This window comes from Streptomyces thermocarboxydus (genome assembly GCF_024760485.1).
In the GTDB taxonomy this organism is placed as follows: Bacteria; Actinomycetota; Actinomycetes; order Streptomycetales; family Streptomycetaceae; genus Streptomyces; species Streptomyces cellulosae.
This window is the reverse complement of sequence record NZ_CP058273.1, coordinates 5,965,009-5,984,534: the sequence shown is the minus strand read 5'-3', so window position 1 is coordinate 5,984,534 and position 19,526 is coordinate 5,965,009. Positions and strand designations below refer to the sequence as shown.

The 19,526-nt window shown below is 73.8% G+C and carries 15 protein-coding genes; 5 read left to right on the top strand and 10 right to left on the bottom strand.

From position 1 onward, the window contains the following. Position 1: 1 nt before the first annotated feature. Positions 2-505 carry an NUDIX domain-containing protein gene (locus AY578_RS27420; RefSeq protein ID WP_019521802.1) on the top strand — a complete coding sequence of 168 codons (504 nt, stop codon included), beginning with the start codon at positions 2-4 and terminating at the stop codon, positions 503-505. Between the two features lie 65 nt (positions 506-570). Beyond that, the gene (locus AY578_RS27415; protein ID WP_136239087.1) at positions 571-1,296 is read left to right on the top strand and encodes an SIR2 family NAD-dependent protein deacylase; all 726 of its coding nucleotides are present in this window, start codon (positions 571-573) and stop codon (positions 1,294-1,296) included. Positions 1,297-1,309: 13 nt separating this feature from the next. Here the strand turns inward: AY578_RS27415 and AY578_RS27410 are convergent, their stop codons facing one another. From AY578_RS27410 to AY578_RS27390, 5 genes are all read right to left on the bottom strand, one after another. Beyond that, positions 1,310-1,792 (bottom strand): methylated-DNA--[protein]-cysteine S-methyltransferase, encoded by a 483-nt coding sequence (locus AY578_RS27410; RefSeq protein ID WP_136239086.1) that lies wholly within the window; start codon positions 1,790-1,792, stop codon positions 1,310-1,312. Positions 1,793-1,809: 17 nt separating this feature from the next. Further along, a complete protein-coding gene (locus AY578_RS27405; protein ID WP_136239126.1) occupies positions 1,810-3,312 on the bottom strand; it encodes an AlkA N-terminal domain-containing protein in 1,503 nt (500 codons plus the stop codon). Between the two features lie 92 nt (positions 3,313-3,404). Further along, positions 3,405-4,277: a DUF72 domain-containing protein gene (locus AY578_RS27400; protein ID WP_136239085.1), complete on the bottom strand. Its 873-nt coding sequence runs from the start codon at positions 4,275-4,277 to the stop codon at positions 3,405-3,407. Between the two features lie 39 nt (positions 4,278-4,316). Next, positions 4,317-8,246, bottom strand: a complete 3,930-nt coding sequence (locus AY578_RS27395) for a glycoside hydrolase family 2 TIM barrel-domain containing protein (RefSeq protein ID WP_215048868.1) — start codon at positions 8,244-8,246, stop codon at positions 4,317-4,319. A 238-nt stretch (positions 8,247-8,484) separates the two neighbouring features. Beyond that, positions 8,485-10,008 (bottom strand): potassium/proton antiporter, encoded by a 1,524-nt coding sequence (locus AY578_RS27390; protein ID WP_019521808.1) that lies wholly within the window; start codon positions 10,006-10,008, stop codon positions 8,485-8,487. 365 nt (positions 10,009-10,373) lie between these two features. On the opposite strand from AY578_RS27390, the gene AY578_RS27385 reads away from it, so the two are divergent. Then, on the top strand, positions 10,374-10,805 hold the full coding sequence (locus tag AY578_RS27385) for an NfeD family protein (protein ID WP_019521809.1): 432 nt from the start codon (positions 10,374-10,376) through the stop codon (positions 10,803-10,805). A 4-nt stretch (positions 10,806-10,809) separates the two neighbouring features. After that, complete coding sequence (locus tag AY578_RS27380) at positions 10,810-11,832, top strand: SPFH domain-containing protein (RefSeq protein WP_019521810.1); 1,023 nt, start codon at positions 10,810-10,812, stop codon at positions 11,830-11,832. A gap of 239 nt (positions 11,833-12,071) precedes the next feature. Here the strand turns inward: AY578_RS27380 and AY578_RS27375 are convergent, their stop codons facing one another. Next, positions 12,072-13,115 (bottom strand): saccharopine dehydrogenase family protein, encoded by a 1,044-nt coding sequence (locus AY578_RS27375; protein WP_202503967.1) that lies wholly within the window; start codon positions 13,113-13,115, stop codon positions 12,072-12,074. A 127-nt stretch (positions 13,116-13,242) separates the two neighbouring features. On the opposite strand from AY578_RS27375, the gene AY578_RS27370 reads away from it, so the two are divergent. Continuing rightward, positions 13,243-14,178 (top strand): helix-turn-helix domain-containing protein, encoded by a 936-nt coding sequence (locus AY578_RS27370; RefSeq protein WP_161232907.1) that lies wholly within the window; start codon positions 13,243-13,245, stop codon positions 14,176-14,178. A gap of 80 nt (positions 14,179-14,258) precedes the next feature. On the opposite strand, the gene AY578_RS27365 is transcribed toward AY578_RS27370, so the two are convergent. The 4 genes from AY578_RS27365 to AY578_RS27350 all read right to left on the bottom strand — a co-directional run bounded on the left by AY578_RS27365 (position 14,259) and on the right by AY578_RS27350 (position 19,356). Further along, complete coding sequence (locus tag AY578_RS27365; protein WP_161107248.1) at positions 14,259-14,771, bottom strand: O-acetyl-ADP-ribose deacetylase; 513 nt, start codon at positions 14,769-14,771, stop codon at positions 14,259-14,261. Then, on the bottom strand, positions 14,768-16,177 hold the full coding sequence (locus tag AY578_RS27360) for a phytoene desaturase family protein (protein WP_161232906.1): 1,410 nt from the start codon (positions 16,175-16,177) through the stop codon (positions 14,768-14,770). The genes AY578_RS27365 and AY578_RS27360 overlap by 4 nt, the downstream gene beginning before the upstream one ends. Before the next feature lie 120 nt (positions 16,178-16,297). Further along, complete coding sequence (locus AY578_RS27355) at positions 16,298-17,143, bottom strand: inositol monophosphatase family protein (RefSeq protein ID WP_028961466.1); 846 nt, start codon at positions 17,141-17,143, stop codon at positions 16,298-16,300. Between the two features lie 383 nt (positions 17,144-17,526). Then, a complete protein-coding gene (locus tag AY578_RS27350; RefSeq protein WP_258907519.1) occupies positions 17,527-19,356 on the bottom strand; it encodes a gamma-glutamyltransferase family protein in 1,830 nt (609 codons plus the stop codon). Positions 19,357-19,526: the final 170 nt, after the last annotated feature.

Genomic DNA, 19,526 nt, shown 5'->3' with positions numbered 1-19,526 from the left:
CATGACCACCACGCAGGAGACCCAGGACTTCGCCGCCTACGTCGCCACCCTCCCCCGTGTCCTCGCCGGGGCCGCCGCCCTCTTCCGGGACGCGGCGGGCCGGGTGCTGCTCGTCGAGCCGAACTACCGGGAGGGGTGGGCGCTGCCCGGCGGCACGATCGAGTCGGACGACGGGGAGAGCCCGCGCGACGGGGCGCGGCGGGAGACGGCCGAGGAGATCGGCCTGGACCGGCCGCTGGGCCGGCTGCTCGCGGTGGACTGGGTGCGCACGCCCGGCGTGCCGCCGCTGGTGGCGTACCTGTACGACGGGGGCGTGCTCGGCGAGGACGAGCTGAAGGCGATCCGGCTGCAGGAGGAAGAGCTCCTGTCGTGGCGGCTGGTGGAGCGCGAGGAGATCACCGCGCACCTGCCCGGCTCCCTGGGCCGCCGGGTGCTGGCCGCGCTGGACGTGCTGGCGGACGGCTCGGGCACGGCGGAGCTGGAGGACGGTCACCGGGTGCACTGACGGGCGGCGCCCGTCGACGCGATATCCGCTCGCCGGGCGCGCCCCGTCCGTCCTACCCTCGCCGCATGGCCAAGCCCCTCGTCGCCCTCCTGACCGGCGCCGGCGTCAGCACGGACTCCGGCATCCCCGACTACCGCGGGCCGTCCGGGCTGTGGCGCCGCGACCCGGACGCCGAGAAGCTCGTGACGTACGAGTACTACATGGCCGACCCGGAGATCCGCCGCCGGTCGTGGCGGATGCGGCAGGAGAACTTCGCCGCGCTGCCCGAGCCGAACGCCGCGCACCGTGCGGTGGCCGAGCTGGAGCGGTCCGGGACGGCGGTGCGGGTGATCACGCAGAACGTGGACGGCCTGCACCAGCTGGGCGGCATGCCGGACCGCAAGGTGCTGGAGCTCCACGGCACGGCGCGCGCGGTCGTCTGCACCAAGTGCCACGCACGTACCCCGATGGAGGACGCCCTGGCCCGTCTGGCGGCCGGCGAGGACGACCCGCCGTGCGTCGACTGCGGCGGCGTCCTCAAGCCGGCGACGGTGATGTTCGGCGAGGCGCTGGACCCGATGGTGCTCGGCGAGGCGGTGGCGATCACGAAGGCCTGCACCCTCTTCGTCGCCGCCGGCACCAGCCTCCAGGTCCACCCCGCGGCGGGCCTGGCCCAGGTCGCCGTCGACCACGGCGCCCGCCTGATCGTCGTCAACGCGGAACCGACGCCGTACGACGACCTGGCGGACGAGGTCGTCCGCGAACCGATCGGCACGTCGCTGCCGGCGCTGCTGCGGCGGATCGCCGCCTGACGCCCGGCCGCTCTCAGAACAGGGCGGATCCGCGTTCGAAGTCCAGCAGGCGCTGTTTGCGGGGCAGGCCGCCGCCGTAGCCGGTGAGGCTGCCGGTGGAGCCGATGACGCGGTGGCAGGGGACGATGATGCCGACCGGGTTGCGGCCGTTGGCGAGGCCCACGGCGCGGGACGCCTTGGGGCTGCCGAGGAGACCGGCGAGTTCGCCGTAGGTGCGGGTCTCGCCGTAGGGGATGCGGCGGAGTTCGTCCCACACGCGGAGCTGGAAGGGCGTGCCGTGCAGGCGCAGGGGGACGGTGAACTCCTTGAGGTCGCCCGCGAAGTAGGCGGCCAGCTGTTCCTTCGTCTCCGTGAAGGGGGCGTCGTCGGGGGCGCCGAAGGTCTCCTCGGGCGGGCGGTGGCGCTGGTCGGTCATGTAGAGGCCGCTCAGGACGCCGTCGTCGGCGACGAGGGTCAGGGGGCCGTAGGGGCTGTCGGTCACGGTGTGCTGGCGCATCGGTCCTCCCCCGCCGGTCAGGCCGGCAGGACGTTGATCGGGTTGTCGTCGGTCGCCCACAGGTACTGGACCGCGTACGCGCGCCAGGGGCGCCAGGCGGCGGCGCGGGTGGTGAGAGCGGACGGGGTGGAGGGGAGACCCAGGGCCTGGGCGGCGCGGCGGACGCCGAGGTCGGTGGGAAGGAAGGCGTCGGGGTCGCCGAGGGCGCGCATGGCGATGACGTCGGCGGTCCAGGGGCCGAACCCGGGGAGGGCGAGGAGCGCGGCGCGGGTCTCCGGCCAGTCGCTGTCGGCGCCGAGGCGCAGGTCGCCGTCCGCGAGGCGGCGGACCAGGGTGGTCAGGGTGGTGCGGCGGGTGCGGGGCATGGCGAGGGCGTCCGGGTCGAGCGCGGCCAGTTCCTCCGGTGCCGGGAAGAGGTGGGTGAGTCCGCCCTCGGGGTCGTCGACGGGGGTGCCGTGCGCGGTGACCAGGCGGGCCGCGTGGGTGCGGGCGGCGGCCGTGGACACCTGCTGTCCGAGGACCGCGCGGACGGCGAACTCCGCCTCGTCGACCGTGCGCGGCACCCGGCGGCCGGGCGCCTTGTCGACCAGGGGCGCGAGTGCCGGGTCGGCGCGCAGCTGCTCGTCGACGGCGACCGGGTCGGCGTCGAGATCCAGCAGGCGGCGGCAGCGGCTGATGGCGACGGTCAGGTCCCGCGGGTCGCTCAGGGCGAGCCGGCAGGCGATGTGGTCGGGGCGCGGGGCCAGGGCCACGATGCCGTGGCCGTACGGGAGGCGCAGGGTCCGGCGGTACGCGCCGATGGGGGTACCTCCCACGCCCTCGAGGCTGTGGGGGAGCCACTCCTCCACTCCCGGAACGGCGGTGGCGGCGAGGTGGCCGAAGAGGTTGTCGGGATGGAGCGGGGCGCGGAACGGCAGGCGCAGCGTGATCACGCCGGGCGTAGCGGCGGCCGCGTGTTTCGGCGCCCGGGCGCGCAGCTCGCTGGGGGAGAGCGCGAACACCTCCCGCACGGTGTCGTTGAAGGTGCGTACGGAGGAGAAGCCGGCCGCGAAGGCGACGTCCGCCATCGGCAGGCCGGTCGTCTCGACGAGCAGCCGCGCCGTCTGCGCCCGCTGGGCACGGGCCAGGGCGAGAGGGCCCGCGCCCAGTTCGGCGAGGAGCTGGCGTTCGATCTGCCGGGTGCTGTAGCCGAGGCGGGCGGCGAGTCCGGTGACGCCCTCGCGGTCCACGACGCCGTCGGCGATGAGCCGCATGGCGCGGGCGACGAGGTCGGCGCGCACGTTCCACTCGGGGGAGCCCGGGCTGGTGTCGGGGCGGCAGCGTTTGCACGCCCGGAACCCGGCCTGCTGGCAGGCGGCGGCGCTCGGGTGGAACACCATGTGCTCCGGCTTGGGCGGAACCGCCGGGCAGCTGGGCCGGCAGTAGATGCCGGTGGTCAGGACGGCGGTGTAGAACCAGCCGTCGAACCGCGCGTCCTTCGACTGCACGGCGCGCACGCAGCGCTCGGTCTCGGTGTGCATCCCCTGGTGCATGCCTCAAGGATCCGGCACGGGGACGGCCGGGGTCTGGCGGGAATCCGACATCCACGTCCGGTGTCCTGCGCTTGGGCGGATCACCGCCTCCGCGGCGGCGCCAGCAGGTCGCGCATCGTCTCCGCCGCCCGTACCGCCGCGTCGCCGCAGCAGTTGTTGAACAGGACGTGCAGCTCGTCCGCCTGCCGCGCCGCCCGGCGCAGGCGCGGGACCCATGCGGCCAGCTCCGTGACGTCGTAGTCGTGGCGGAATCGGTCCTCCTTGCTGCCCCTCCCCCACGCGGTGCTGCGGCCGTGGAACCGTACGACGGCCAGGGCGGGACGGGTGACCGGGAGCAGGGGCGGCAGGGAGGCGGTGAGGCCCTGCGCCATGTCGGTGCCGACCGCCGTGACGTCGAGGGAGGTCAGCAACTCCCGCGTCTCGTCGGCGCGTTCGGCGTGCCACCAGGCCGGGTGGCGGAACTCCACGGCGAGCGGCCAGCCTTTCGTTCGTTCCGCGCAGTCCTCCAGGAAGCGTTCGGCCGGGGCGCCGGGCGTGAACCACGGCGGGAACTGGAACAGCACGGCGCCCAGCCGTCCGGCCGCCCGCAGGGGGTCGACCGCCTCCGCGAAGCGGCCCCACACTTCGTCCAGCAGGGCCGAGTCGGCGGCACCGCGCGCGGACAGCCGGCCACGCAGGTCGGCCGGGAGCGCCTCGGGGCGGGTGGGGTGGCCGGTGAGCAGGGAGAACGCCTTGACGTCGAAGCGGAAGCCGTCCGGGGTGCGTTCCACCCACAGTTCGCTGTTGCGGCGGCGCGGCAACGCGTAGTAGCCGGAGTCCACTTCGACGACCGGCAGCCGCTCCGCGTAGTGCCGCAGTCGCCCCTCCGTGTCGCGCCGTCCGCGCGGATACCAGCCGCTCGCGACGAGTTCACGGTCCGTCCAGGAGCAGGCGCCGGCCAGGATGTCATTCATGGGAGCCCGGTTACCCCGGGCTCCCATGAGTGTGCCGCGTCAGTCCGCGGCGGTGGGCCGGCGGGACAGGGCGTGTGCCCGGTCCACGTCGGTGAGCGGGCGCAGCCGGTAGGTGTAGGCGTAGTCGCGGTCCGCGAAGAGCTTGAACTCGTCGTGGGTGTGCGCGCCCCAGCTGTTGTCGCCGCCCACGCCCATCTGCCGGTGGTTGACCCGCAGCACGACCGCGTCGCGCGGGGTGAGCTGGTAGTCGTGCCGGACGCCGGCGGACAGGTCCTCCGGGGTGAAGTGCGAGGCGTTGATCTCGACGAGGGGTTCGCCCGTGACGAGCAGTCCGCGCCCGCCCCGGTCGGTCAGCGCCACCCAGCGCACGTCGGTCTTGTTGCCGTTCTCCTGCGGCCGGATGTACGGCGTCCACTGCTCGGCCACGGTGGAGGACCAACGGCCCACGTCGCTACCGGTGTTGCGGTCCCAGTGGTTCTCCTCGGGGCCGCGCCCGTACCAGTGCAGCCGGTCCAGGCGGCGGGGCAGGAACAGCAGCGAGCCGACCTCCGGGATGTACGGCAGGTTCGCGGCGCCCGGGTGGAGGGTGTGGTCCACCTTGATCTCGCCGTTGCCGAAGACGGTGTACGCCGTGGAGTACGCGGACTCGACCGTGGTGGGGAGGGTGCCGGTGACGCGGACCTCGACGGCGCGGTCGCCGAGCGGCCGTACGGTGACGTCGGTGACCGAGCGGCGGGCGCCCGCGTCGCGCCAGGTCTGGTTGCGCAGGTGCTGGCCGTTGCCACGGTCGTTGTCGGTGGGCGCCCGCCAGAAGTTGGGCGCCGGTCCGGAGGTGAGCAGGCGGGTGCCGTCGGCCTCGTAGTCGGTGAGGAGGCCGGTGCGGCGGTCCACGGTGACCGAGAAGCCCTTGCCCGTGATGCGGACGTCCTGGTCACGCGTCTCGTGCCGCAGCGCGGGGACGCGGGACAGGGGGACGGGCACGACCGCGGGGGTGTCCGCGTCGAGCGGGAGCTGGTGGCGGGCCACCTCGAAGCCGGCCTCCGACCAGGGTGTGCGCTCCCGGGTGGTGAAGGACAGCTGGAGGAAGAACTCCGTGCCCGGGGCCGGGTCGCGAGGCAGGCGGACCGGCAGCTCGACGCGCTTTTGGGACAGCGGCGTCACGTCGAGCTGGTCCCGGCCGATGCGCCCGCGGCCGATCACCTCGCCGTCCGCGACCAGTTCCCAACGGCCGTCGAAGGCACGGAGGTTGGTGAAAAGGTACTCGTTGGTGAGGGTGACCGCGCCCGGTCCGCCGTCCGGGGCGCGGACGGCGCCGACCGCTTGGTACACGCGTTTGACCTCGGCCGCCTTGCCGCCGAGCTTGCGGTCGGCGGTGACGATGCCGTCGGCGACGAACGCGCCGTCGTTGGGGTTGTCGCCCCAGTCCCCGCCGTACGCGAGAAAGGACGTGGCCTCGGGGCGTTTCCGTTCCGTCCTCACCGTGGCGGCGTCGAACCAGAAGCGCACGCCGTCGTCGCCGGGTCCCCTGTCGTCGGAGGCCAGTTCGGCGGCGGTGAGGGCGCGGGCGTAGACGCGGGCGCGGCGGATCGTGCCGTCGAACTCCCGGGTCTGGTTGTCGGCGTCGGAGGCGAGGGACAGCGGGGCGGTGTTGCTGGTGGGCCGGCGGTCGGTGGTACGGGTGGCGCGGGCCGCGCCGTCGACGTACAGGGTGAGGCTGCCGGTGTCGGCGTCGAAGACGCCCGCGGCATGGTGCTCCCTGCCGCTCCAGTCGTCCGGCACGGTCCAGTTGACGGCGATCCACTGGCCGTCGGAGCAAATGAAGAACTCGACCCTGCGGTCGGTCTGTTTGAGCGCGTACTGGGTGTCGCCCTTGGCGACGATCGGCTGGTGGGAGCCGGGCACGCCCGGGGTGAACCACGCCTCCAGGGTGAGAGAACCGGTGAGGTCGAGGCTGTCGTGCCGTTCGAAGACGGTGATGCCGGACAGGCCCGTGTCCCGGTCGAGGCTGCCGCGGGTGGCGAGGATCTCGCCGCGCAGCGCCGCGGGCCCCGACTCGGTGAGCAGGGTGCGCTCCGGGACGGGCGTGTGGAGGGACTGGTCGGCGAAGTCCCAGATCCAGCCGCCCTGGAGGACGTCATGGCGGCGCACGACGTCCCAGTACTTCTTGAAGTTGCCGTTGGAGTTCCCCATCGCGTGGGAGTACTCGATCATCACGTACGGCCGGGTGTCCGCGGTGTCGAGGGCACGCTGCTCGACGCGGGCCGGGCTCTCGTACATCCGGGAGCGGATGTCGCTGATGCCGGGCCGGTCGTCGCCCTCGTACTGGATGACGCGGGTGGTGTCGTAGGAGCGGATCCAGTCGTGCATGGCGGTGAAGGTGGAGCCGCCGCCCGCCTCGTTGCCGAGGGACCAGATGACCACCGACGGGTGGTTCTTGTCGCGGTGGACCATGTTCTGCGCGCGGGCGACGCAGGCGGCGGTCCAGTCGGGGTGGTCGCCCGGGTAGCGGTCGCGGATGCCGTGCGTCTCGAGGTTGGTCTCGCCGACGAGGTAGAGGCCGTACTCGTCGGCAAGTTCGTACCAGAGCGGGTTGTCCGGGTAGTGCGAGGTGCGGACCGAGTTCATGTTCAGCCGCTTGACGATCGTGATGTCGCGGACCATGTCCTCGCGGGTGAGGGCGGTGCCGCGGGCCGGGTGCATCTCGTGGCGGTTGGTGCCGCGGAAGGAGACGGGACGGCCGTTGATCCGCATCAGCCCGTCCTTCAGGGCGAACTCGCGGATGCCGACCCGGTGGGAGAGCGTCTCGACGACCGTCCCGGACGGGTCGCGGAGCTGGAGGACCGCCGTGTAGAGGTACGGGTCCTCCGCCGACCACAGCCGCGGCTCGGGCACGGCCCGGGACGCCCGTACGGTGACGTCCCGGCCGGCCTGGACGGAACCGAGGTCGGCGGTCCGCCGCAGCGGACGCGGCCAGACGGCGTGCCCGCGCGCGTCGTAGAGCTGCGTCTCGACGGTGTACCGTCCGCCGCCCGCCCCGTCGCCGTACGCCCGCACCTGCGCCGTGACGTCCAGCTCCGCGGCGGTGTACCCGTCGTTCAGCGGCGTCTCCAGCTTGAAGTCGCGCAGGTGCACGGGCGGGGTGGAGTAGAGGTGGACCGAGCGGAAGATGCCGCTCAGCCGGATCATGTCCTGGTCCTCCAGCCAGTCGCCGTCGGAGTAGCGGTACACCTCGACGGCGATCTGGTTGGCGCCGGGACGCAGGTGATCGGTGACGTCGTACTCGGACGGTGTGTAGGAGTCCTCGTCGTAGCCGACGAGTTCGCCGTTGATCCACACGTAGTGCGCGGACTTGACGCCCTCGAAGTGCAGGAAGACGCGGCGGCCGTCCCAGTCGCGCGGGAGGGTGAAGGTGCGGCGGTACTGGCCCACCGGGTTGTAGCGGGTGGGCGCGGCGGGCGGCCGGGGTTCCTCGCCCCGGCCGTTGGGTCCCCCGTAGGGGTAGGTGATGTTCAGGTAGATCGGGAAGTCGTGGCCGTGCAGCTGCCACACAGACGGGACGGGGATGGTGTCCCAGTCGCGGTCGTCGGTGTCGGTGCGGTGGAAGTCGGGGTCGCGGTCCTCGGGCCGGTCCGCGTAGGCGAACTTCCAGGTGCCGTCGAGGTCCAGCCGGTACGGCGAGCGGGTGCGGTCGGCGGCGAGCGCCTGGGGGACGCCGGCGTACGGCATGAGGGTGGTGTGCGGGGGTTCGGTGCCTAGGCGGAAGACGCCGAAGTCGTTCCACTCCGGGGGTCCGTCCTCGGCCCGCGGGCGGGGGCCGGCCGCGTGCGCGGCGCCGGACGGGGCGGTGAGCGCGAGGGCGCCGAGCACGGCGGCGCCGGACTCCAGGAGACGGCGGCGGCTGACCACCGGACGGACGGGGCGTGCGGTGTGGGCGGGACCTGCGGCGGACGACGCGTGCGGGTGCGGCATGACCGTGGCCTTCCTCGGTGCGACAGGGCACTGCGCGGACTGAGGGCACGCCGGATCCCCCGGCGGCGCGGCGTCACGGCGGCGACGTCACTCCGGAGGAGAACCACGACGGGTGGTGACGGTGCGACTACTGAGCCCGCCACACCCTAGGACTCGCACACAAACGAAGCAATGATGCCGTCGGACTCTGTGCGGTCGTGGTGGTTCCGTGTGGAGTGCCCTCCGCGGCTTCGGGAGTTCAGCCGCTCGTGACGGTGCCCTCCGGTTCCGGCGTGCCGTGTTCGCCGAGCCAGCGGGCGAGCTTGCCGCGCCGGCCGATGGCCCGCAGCCGGCGTTCGGCGTCCTCGCGGGTCCCCGGGGTGGCGATGAGGAGGAGTTCGTCCCCGGCGCGCAGCACGGTGTCCCGGTCGGGCACCAGCGTGGCGCCGTCGCGGACGATCAGGGTGACGACGGTCGGGGGCGGCAGCCGCAGTTCGAAGACGGCCACGCCGTGCAACTGGGAGCCCTCCGGGATGGTCACGGTGAGGAGGTCGGCGTCCAGGACGTCGAGGGGCGCGGTCTCCACCTGGATCTCGCGCAGCGCGTCCGTGCGCACCAGGCCGAGGCGGCGGGCGACGGCGGGCAGGGTGGGTCCCTGGAGCAGCGTGAACAGGGCCACCAGCACGAACACGATGTTGAGGATCTCGCGGGCGTGCGGCACGTTCTCCACCACCGGGAACGTGGTGAGCACGATGGGGACCGCGCCGCGCAGGCCCGCCCAGGAGATGAACGCCTGCTGCCGCCAGGGGATGCGGAACGGCAGCAGGCACAGCAGCACGGACACGGGGCGGGCGACGAGCAGCAGCACCAGGCCGACGACGAACGCCGGGAGGATCGCGTCGGACAGCTCGCTGGGGTCGACGAGCAGGCCCAGCATGACGAACAGGCCGATCTGCGCCAGCCAGCCGGCGCCCTCCGCGAAGGACCGGGTGGCGGCGCGGTGCGGCAGCTGGGAGTTGCCGAGGACCAGTCCGGACAGATAGGCGGCGATGATGCCGCTCGCCCCGGCGGCGCCGGCGGCGGCGAACGCGGTGATGCCGAAACCGACCGTGGCCAGCGGGTAGAGCCCCGTGGCGGGCAGGGCGATGTGGCGCAGCGCGACCGAGCCGAGAAGCCCGGTCAGCACCCCGAGCGCGCCGCCGACGGCCAGCTGGAACAGCAGGTTGCCGACCAGCGGACCGATCTCCGGGACGCCGGAGGTGGTGGTGGAGAAGACCAGCACGAGGATGATGGTGGGCGCGTCGTTGAAGCCGGACTCCGCCTCGACGAGTCCGGTCAGCTTCCGGGGCAGGGGCAGCGCCCGCAGCACGGAGAACACGGCGGCGGAGTCGGTCGAGGACACGATCGCCCCGAGCAGCAGCGCCACGTTCCAGTCCAGGCCGAGCAGCCAGTGCGCGCCCGAGGCGGTGACCAGGACGGACAGGAACACCCCGACGGTGGCCAGGACCCCGGCGGGCGCCACCAGCCTGCGGACGTCGCTCCACTGGGTGGTCAGACCGCCTTCGACGAGGATGACGGCGAGGGCGGCGGTGCCGAGCGCCTGCGCGAGCTGGACGTCGTCGAAGGCCAGGCCGAGGCCGTCCTCGCCGGCCACGATCCCCACCGCGAGGAACAGCAGCAGACTGGGCAGCCCCACCCGGTGCGCGGTGCGGGCGGCGGCGATACTGGCCAGCAGCACCGTGCCCGCGACGAGCAGCGTCACGTACAGCTCGGGCAGGGTCATCGATCAGTTCCTCGTACCGTCCTCGGCCGTCCGTCGGTCACCGGCGCCCCGGTCCCGTCCGACGACGCTGTGCATCACGATCACACCGGGCGGGGCGGGACAGGCGCACATACACGCCCGGCGGGCACCGGCGTCACAGGGATCAAGGGGGCCGTTCGAACCCTCGCCCGACAGGGTGGAACCGCGCCATACGGGGCATCACCCAATTGACGGCGTGCCGGACATGTACGGCGGGAATGCCCGGTGCACGGGCCTCGGCAGCCGCACCGCAGCCGCGTAAAGTGGTGGCAAAGGTGCCGGTTTCCCCCCTCGTGTGCCGGCCGGCGCCGGACAGGCCCTCCACCCCGGGTGAGAAGAGGCGCGACATGGACCCCTGGCTGATCTGGCTGATCGTCGCGGCCGCCCTGGCCGTGGCGGAGATCTTCACCCTCACCGCCGCCCTCGGCATGCTGAGCGTGGCCGCGCTGGTCACGGCGGGTGTGGCGGGGGTGGGCCTGCCGCTGTGGGTCCAGCTTGTCGCGTACGCCGTCCTCGCCGCCGTGACGCTGCTGTTCGTACGCCCCCTCGCCCTGCGCCATCTCCAGCGTCCCCCGGGCGCCCGGTTCGGTGTGGACGCGCTGGTGGGCAAGCCCGCTCAGGTGCTGACGGCCGTGTCGGGCACCGGCGGCCGGGTCCGTATCGACGGAGAGGAGTGGACGGCCCGAAGTTACGACGAAACGCTGGTGATCTCGCCGGGGACGACCGTCGACGTCATCGAGATCAGTGGTGCGACCGCGATCGTCTACCCACGGGACTGAAGCCATGGACATCTCCGCCCCCCTCGTCGCCGGGCTGCTCGTCGCCCTGTTCGCGATCTTCACGGTGATCCGAGCGGTGCGCATCGTGCCCCAGGCGCGCGCCCGCAACGTGGAGCGGCTGGGCCGCTACCACAAGACCCTGACGCCCGGTCTCAACCTCGTCATCCCGTACATCGACCGGGTGCACCCGCAGATCGACCTGCGTGAACAGGTCGTCTCCTTCAAGCCTCAGCCCGTCATCACCGAGGACAACCTGGTCGTCGAGATCGACACCGTGCTGTACTTCCAGGTCACCGACCCGCGCGCGGCCTTCTACGAGATCGCCAGCTTCCTCCAGGCGGTGGAGCAGCTGACCGTCACCACGCTGCGCAACGTGGTCGGCTCCATGGACCTGGAGAAGACCCTCACCTCCCGGGACACCATCAACAGCCAGCTGCGCGGGGTGCTCGACGAGGCGACCGGCAAGTGGGGGCTGCGGGTCAACCGTGTGGAGATCAAGGCCATCGACCCGCCGACGTCCATCAAGGAGGCCATGCAGAAGCAGATGCGGGCCGAACGGGACAAGCGGGCGGCGATCCTGGGCGCCGAAGGACAGCGCCAGTCGCAGATCCTCACGGCGGAGGGCGACAAGCAGGCGGCCGTGCTGCGCGCGGAGGGCAACCGGACCGCCGCGATCCTCGAGGCCGAGGGCCAGTCGCGGGCGATCGACGAGGTGTTCCAGGCGATCCACCGCAACGACCCCGACCCGAAGCTGCTCGCCTACCAGTACCTCCAGGCGCTCCCCCAGCTCGCGCAGGGGCAGGGCAACAACTTCTGGGTGATCCCCAGCGAGATCACGACGGCACTGCAGGGCGTGTCGAAGGCGTTCAGCGAGTCGCTGCCGCCGTCACCGGCCACCCGGGCCAAGCCCGCCCACGACGACGAGGCCGCGGCGAAGGCCGCCGACGACACGGCGGAGGCGGCCCAGGCCGCCGCCGAGGCGGTGGCGGACGCGGCAGAGGCGGACCGGCGGCCGCCGCGGGCCTGAACACACGCGGCGGGCGCCGGGTGGCCTGTCCGAGCGGGCCCGGCCGTACGCGGCCCGTGCGGTCCACCGTCCAGGGGGCCGTGGCCGCCACGCGGGGGTGCCCGGCCGGTCACGGCAGAGACCGCCGTTGGCCGTACGTACGCCGCGGCTGCGTACGCGACCGCGCCGCGACCGTGCGGACGGCCGCCCGGGTCCGTCGGCTCGCTGCGGGCACGCGTCCGGCATGGTGGCCGGCCGGGTCAGGCGTTCTGCTTCCGCGGGTGCAGGTCGAGTGTGATGTGCGGGTCGAGCGCGAGCAGGAAGTCGGGGGCGTCGAAGATCTCGCCGGCGGAGGCGACGCCGACGGTCCTGGTGCGGCCTGTCAGGACGCGTTCGAGAGCCTCGGCGACGAGGGGCGCGGTGACGGCGTAGATGTCCTGGCCACTGGCCGTCGCCCGGCGTTCGGCTCCGCCGGAGCGGACGACGACGTCGACCAGGAAGGTCTGGTTCGAGCGCCCGCGCCCGTCGGCGGCGGTGGGGGCCGGCGTGTGAGGGGCGGCGACGTCCCGGGCCGCCTCGGCGCTCATATAGGTGGTCACCTCCGGGATGGAGAGGTGCTGGGGGACGGTGACGACGTCCGCCATCGTGAACTCCCCGATCACCGGCCGGGATCCCATCGGTTCCGGGAAGGTCCACTCCAGGGTGGGCGCGGCATCGGTGCGGCGCTCCCACTGTCCGCCGCTGTAGCGCAGGCGGTGGGCGCCGCGCCGCTCGCGGGAGACTGCGCCCGAGAGCCGGGTACCGGCGGTGGGGTGCCAGTCACTGAGGGCGTAGGCGATGTGTGCCTCGTCGGCCTCGGTCCAGTCGCCCATCGCCGTGGTGGTCAGCAGGTCGCCGAGACCTCCGAAGAAGGCCATGGCCGGGACGATCACCGCCTTCGCGTCCCGGGCCCGCTCCCGGTAGCGGGCGAAGGTGTCGAGGTTGGCCTCGAGCTCGGCGGCCACGTCCAGGTAGGGGATCCTCGCCCGGAGCGCGGCCTCGACGACAGGGCCGGTGGTCGATGCGAAGGGGCCGGCGCAGTTGATGACCGCCGCCGTGCCCGCCAGGGCCCGGTCCAGCGAGGCCGGGTCCTCGACCGACGCCACCCGGGCCTCCTGCCCGTGTTCGCGGGCCATCTCCTCCAGGGTCCGCACGTTGCGCCCGGACAGCACCGGGACGAACCCGCGGGCGGCCAGCTCCGCGACCACGAACCGCCCGGTGTGACCGTAGGCGCCGAACACCGTCACCAGCTGACCTGACCCCATGGAACTCTCCCGTGTGCTCGAACGCCCGCTGCGAGGTCGACCCGCTGCGGCCTGACATCCCCATCCTGTCCCTCCGGCAGCGCCGCGCAGGAGCGTCGGAAACGACATGTCACGTACAGTTCCGGACATGCCCTCCGTTGCGCTGGCCGTCACCGACGGCATGCTCCACTACGAACTGTCCGTAGCTCTGGAGGTCTTCGGGGCCGACCTGACCCACGTCGTGGACCCCTGGTACGACTTCTCCCTCTGCGGGAGCGGTCCGGTGTCCGTGGACCGCTTCCGCCTGGAACCCGACCGAGGACTCGACCACCTCGTACACATGGACACCGTGATCGTCCCCGGCTGGGCCGACACCGACCGCGAACCGCCCGCCGAACTGGTCGAGGCGGTACGTGCGGCCCACGCGGCAGGTGCCCGCGTGGCCTCACTGTGCACGGGCGCTTTCATCCTGGGCGCGGCGGGACTGCTCGACGGCAGGCGCGCCACCACGCACTGGGCCCACACACGGGAACTGGCCCGGCGCCACCCGGCGGCCACCGTCGACCCGGACGTCCTCTACGTCGACAACGGCGACGTCCTGACCTCCGCGGGCAAAGCCGCCGCCATGGACCTGTGCCTGCACCTGGTCCGCCTCGACCACGGCTCGGCCAACGCCAACAAGATCGCCCGACGCCTGGTCACGCCGCCCCACCGGGACGGCGGCCAGGCCCAGTTCATCGCCACGCCCCTCCCCGCCCCGGGCAACCACCCCCTGGGAGAGCTCTTCCCCTGGGCGCTGGAGCGGCTGGACCAGCCGCTGACCGTGGAGGACCTGGCCCGTCGAGCCGGCATGAGCTCACGTCACCTCGGCCGCCACTTCAGACACCTCACCGGCACCACGCCACTGCAATGGCTGCACGCCCAGCGCATTCGCCACGCCCAGGAACTGCTGGAGACCACCGACGCCACCGTGGACGCCGTCGCCGCGGCCGCCGGCATGGGCACCGCCACCACCCTGCGCCGCCACTTCCACCGCAGCGTCGGCGTCCCGCCCGACGCCTACCGCCGCACCTTCCGTCCGTGAGGAGCGCCCAGGCCCTGACGGCAGGGAGAACAGTTCCCGGACAGGTGCCGGCAGCGCGGGACCGGGCTCAGGCGCGCCGGTCAGGTCATCCGGGCAGTGAAGGCCCGGTAGGCCCGGTCGTCGAAGAGGACGAAGGTCACTTCCTCGACCGCCGTGTCCGTCGCGCGGACCGCTTCCACGGCGATGCGGGCCGCGTCGTCCAGCGGCCAACGGTAGACGCCGGTGGAGATGGCGGGGAACGCGACCGTGCGGGCGCCCAGTTCGTCGGCGACGCGCAGGGACTCGCGGTAGCAGGAGGCGAGGAGCGCGGAGCGGTCCTCCGTCGCGCTGTACACCGGGCCGACCGTGTGGATCACCCAGCGCGCGTCCAGCTTCCCCGCCGTGGTGGCCACCGCCTGCCCCGTGGGGAGCCCCTTGCCGTAGTGGGAGGCGCGCAGGGCGCGGCACTCGGCGAGGATCTCCGGGCCGCCCCGCCGGTGGATCGCGCCGTCGACGCCGCCCCCGCCGAGCAGGGACGAGTTGGCCGCGTTGACGATCGCGTCGGCGCTCTGCCGGGTGATGTCGCCCTGGACGAGGGTGATCCTGGGGGTCATGTCTGGCGCAGCCTCCTCCATACGGCCTTGGCCGCGTTGTGGCCGGGCATGCCGTGCACGCCAGGGCCGGGCGGGGTGGCCTGCGAGCAGATGAACACCGCGGGGTGCGGTGTGTGGTACGGGAACAGCGACAGCTTGGGGCGCAGCAGCGTCTGGAGTCCGGAGACGGCGCCGGTGGCGATGTCGCCGCCGATGTAGTTGGCGTTGCGCGCGGCCAGTTCGGGCGGGCCGGCGGTGGCGCGGGCCAGGACGCGGTCGCGGAAGCCGGGCGCGAACCGCTCCAGCTGGCGCTCGATCGCGTCGGTGAGGTCGCCGTCCCAGCCGTGCGGGACGTGTCCGTAGGCCCAGAAGACGTGCTTGCCGTCGGGGGCGCGGGTGGGGTCGACGACGGAGGGCTGCACGGTGATGAGGAACGGCGCGTCGGGGGCGCGGTTCTCCCGGGACGCGGCGCGCAGGGCGGCGCCGATCTCCGCGCTGTCCGCGCCGATCTGCACGGTCCCGGCCCTGCGCGCCTCGGGGGCGGTCCACGGGACGGGCCCGTCGAGCGCGTAGTCGATCTTGAAGACGCCGGGGCCGTAGCGGTAGCGGGCGTAGTGGTCGCCGAAGCCGGCGATACGGGCCAGGGCGGTGGGCGAGGTGTCGAAGACGTACGCCCGCGCCGGGGGCAGGTCGTCGAGCCGCTTGACCTCGTAGTCGGTGTGCACGCTGCCGCCGAGGTCGCGCAGATACCCGGCGAGTGCGTCGGAGATCGCCTGGGAGCCGCCGCGGGCGACGGGCCAGCCGCGGGTGTGCGCGGCGAGAGCGAAGACCAGGCCTATGGCCGAGGTGGCGAAGCCGCTGAGCGGGGCCATCACATGGGCGACGAGACCGGCGAAGAGCGTGCGGGCGCGCTCGTCGCGGAAGCGGCGGGCCAGCCAGGTCGACGGGGGCAGGCCGACGAGGCCGAAGCGGGCGAGGGTGACCGGGTCGCGGGGCAGCGCGGTCAGCGGCAGCGACATGAAGTCGCGGACCAGGGTGTCCCAGTGGTGCAGGAAGGGCGTCACGAGCCGCCGGTACGCGCCGGCGTCGCGCGGGCCGAAGGACGCGGCCGTCTCCCCGACGGAGCGGGCCAGCACGGCCGCCGTGCCGTCCGGGAACGGGTGGGCCATGGGCAGCTCGGGATGCAGCCACTCCAGGCCGTACCGCTCCAGCGGCAGGCCGCGGAAGGCGGGCGAGCTGACGGCGAGGGGGTGGGCGGCGGAGCAGGGGTCGTGCCGGAAGCCGGGGAGGGTCAGCTCCTCGGTGCGGGCGCCGCCGCCGACGGTGCCCTTGGCCTCGAAGAGGGCCACCGAGAAGCCGCGCCTGGCCAGTTCCACGGCGGCGGTCAGCCCGTTCGGCCCCGCCCCCACCACGACCGCATCGAGCATCGACGGCACCTTCGGACTCCTTCGTCAGCCGACGGCCACAGAGGATCAGGATATGCCGGGCCGCCGACGGCGCCGGACGGCGTCCGGCCAACCGCACGGCGCCGGGCGGCGTCCGCGCGGTCAGACGGGCGCGGACAGCAGCTCCACGATCCGCCGCGCGGTGGCCTCGTCGCGCGCCGCGGTGAACGGCAGCGTGTTGCCGCCGCGGATCGCGAACGGTATGCCCGCGCGGGTGAGGTGGGTGCCGCCCGCCTCCTCCACCAGCAGCAGACCGGCCGCGTGGTCCCAGGCCAGCTCCCAGTTGAACGCGGTGGCGTCCAGCTCGCCGCGGGCCACCGACAGGTACTCCAGCCCGGCGGAGCCGCAGGGGCGCGGGGCCACGCCGTCGGTACGCAGGCCGAGCAGGGCGCGCTTCTGCTCGTCGGTGGTGAAGTCCGGGTGGGACGTGGCGACGCGGAGGTCCCGGCCGGGCTCCGGGGAGCCGCAGCGCAGTGGCTCGCCGTCGAGGCGGGCGCCCTGTCCGCGCACGGCGGTGGCCAGCTGCTCGCGGGCCGGGGCGTACGTCCAGGAGGCCTGGACCACGCCGTCCAGGGCGAGGGCGACCAGCGTGCAGTAGCCGGTCTCGCCGCGCACGAACTGGCGGGTGCCGTCGACGGGGTCGACGATCCACACCGGCGCGTCACCGCGCAGCGCCTCGTACGTCGACGGGTCGGCGTGCACGCCCTCCTCGCCGACCACGACGGAGCCGGGCAGCAGGCGGGGCAGCTGAGCCGTGAGGTACCGCTCGGCCTCGCGGTCGGCGTCGGTCACCACGTCGTGCGGTCCGCTCTTGCGGTCCACCTCGTGGGCGGCGAGACGGCGCCAGCGCGGCACGATCTCCCGCGCGGCGGCCTCGCGGACCGCGGCCTCCACGTCCTGGGCGTGCCGGGTGAGGAACTGGTCGATGCTGGCGTCGGTCTCGATCACCCCTCCATGAGAGCACGCCGCACCGACAGCCCCGACCGGCCGGGGTGGTCCCGGGCACGGACAGCACGGAAATGGGCCGCCCGCACCCGTGGGGATGGGCTTCGCGGCCCACGGCGCACCCGGCCGACGGCCCGCCCGCACCCGGCCTCCAGGCCACCGCCCATCCGGTCGGTGGGCCGGCCCCACCCGGCCTGCGGGCCACCGCACACGGAACACCCGCACACGGCCTACGGCCCGCACTCCCGTGAGCAGCCCACCGCGTATCCCCTCAGCGCCCCACCGCGCACCCGGCCGGCAGGCCACCGCGACCCGATCGGCGGCGCGCCCACACCCGGCCGCCGACCCACTCGCGTACTCCCGTGAGCAACCCGCCCCGCATCCGCTCAGCACCCCACCGCGCACCCCTGCTGCCCGCGCGGGTTGGCGGCGGCCGAGAGGATGCCGGTGGCCGGGTCGCGGGCGACCGCGCAGAGGCGGCCCTCGGACCAGGCGTCGCCGACGGTGACGTCGTGGCCGCGGCGGCGCAGCTCCTCGACGACCTCCGGGGCGGTGCGGGACTCGACGGTGACGCTGCCGGGCCGCATGCCGCGCGGGTAGAACGAGCCGGGGAAGCTGTCGTTGTGCCAGTTCGGGGCGTCGATGGCGCCCTGGAGGTCGAGCCCACCGCGCACCTTGGCGCGCAGGGCGACGGCGAGGAAGAAGTGCAGCTGCCACTGGTCCTGCTGGTCGCCGCCGGGCGTGCCGAACGCCATGACGGGCACGCCGTCGCGCAGGGCGAGGGACGGGGTGAGCGTGGTGCGGGGGCGGCGGCCCGGGGTGAGGCTGTTGGGCAGGCCCTCCTCCAGCCAGGTCATCTGGAGCCGGGTGCCGAGCGGGAAGCCCAGCTCGGGGACGACCGGGTTGGACTGGAGCCAGCCGCCGCTGGGCGTGGCGGAGATCATGTTGCCCCAGCGGTCGACGATGTCGAGGTGGCAGGTGTCGCCGCGGGTGGCGCCGTCGGCGGAGACCTCCGGTTCGCCGGGCACGGGTGAGGTGGGGCTCTTGGCGACGGTCGGCTCGCCGGCGCCCATGAGGCCGGCGCCGGGCTCGTCGGCGGCGACGACGCGTGCGTGGGCGGCGAGCCGCGGCGTGCGGCCGCCGGGGCTGCCGGGGCGCAGCTCGTGCGAGGCGCGCGGGCCGACCAGGGTGCGCCGCTCGGCGTTGTACGCGGCGGACAGCAGGTCGTCGAGCGGCACCTCGGCGGCGTCGCCGTACCAGGCCTCGCGGTCGGCCATGGCGAGCTTGCAGTTCTCGATGAGCAGGTGCACGTAGGCGCCCGAGCCGTAGGGCGGCAACTCGTCGGGGAGCAGCGCGAGTTGCTGGAGGAGCGCCGGGCCCTGGCTCCACGGTCCGGCCTTGCAGACGGTCCAGCCGTCGAAGTCGTAGGTGACCGGGTCCTCGTACGTGGCGGACCAGGAGGCGAGGTCGTCGGCGGTGAGGGTGCCGGTGTGGTGCCTGCCGCTGGTGTCGAGGGTGGGGCGGGCGGCCTGCCGGACCAGGGCCTCGGCGACGAAGCCGGTGCGCCACACGTCGCGGGCGGCCTCGATCTGCGCCTCCCGGTCGCCGGCGCCGGTCACCTCGGCGAGGAGCCGCTTCCAGGTGGCGGCGAGCGCGGGGTTGCGGAACAGCTCGCCGGGGCGCGGCGGGCGTCCGCCGGGCAGGTAGACCTCGGCGGAGCTGGTCCACTCCGTCTCGAACAGCTCGCGCACGGTCTCCACGGTCTCGCCGACCCGCTCCACGGGCGGGTGACCGTCCTCGGCGTACCCGATGGCGTACTTCAGCACGTCCGCGAGGGACTTGGTGCCGTGGTCGCGCAGCAGGAGCATCCAGGCGTCGAAGGCGCCGGGCACGGCGGCGGCGAGGGGCCCGGTGCCGGGGACCAGGTCGAGGCCGAGGCCCTTGTAATGGGCGACGGTCGCGCCGGCCGGGGCGACGCCCTGCCCGCACAGCACGCGGACGTCCCGCCCGGCCGGGGCGAGGATCATCGGCACCTCGCCGGCCGGGCCGTTGAGGTGGGGTTCGACGACGTGCAGCACGAAGGCTCCGGCGACGGCCGCGTCGTAGGCGTTGCCGCCGTCCTCGAGGACGGCCATGGCAGTCTGTGAGGCCAGCCAGTGGGTGGAGGACACCATGCCGAAGGTGCCCTGGAGGGTCGGTCGGGTGGTGAACTGCATCCCCTGCCCCAGGTGTTCGCGTCGTCCGGCCCAGCGCACCACCCGCTGCGGGCCGGTGGCCTCGGCCCTTGCCGCACGCAGGGTAAGCGCGTACTGCCACGGCATGCCACCCCCCGCGGAACCCGCGGATCCGGGCGTCGCGTCCGCAACGGGAACAATCCGGGCGGGCC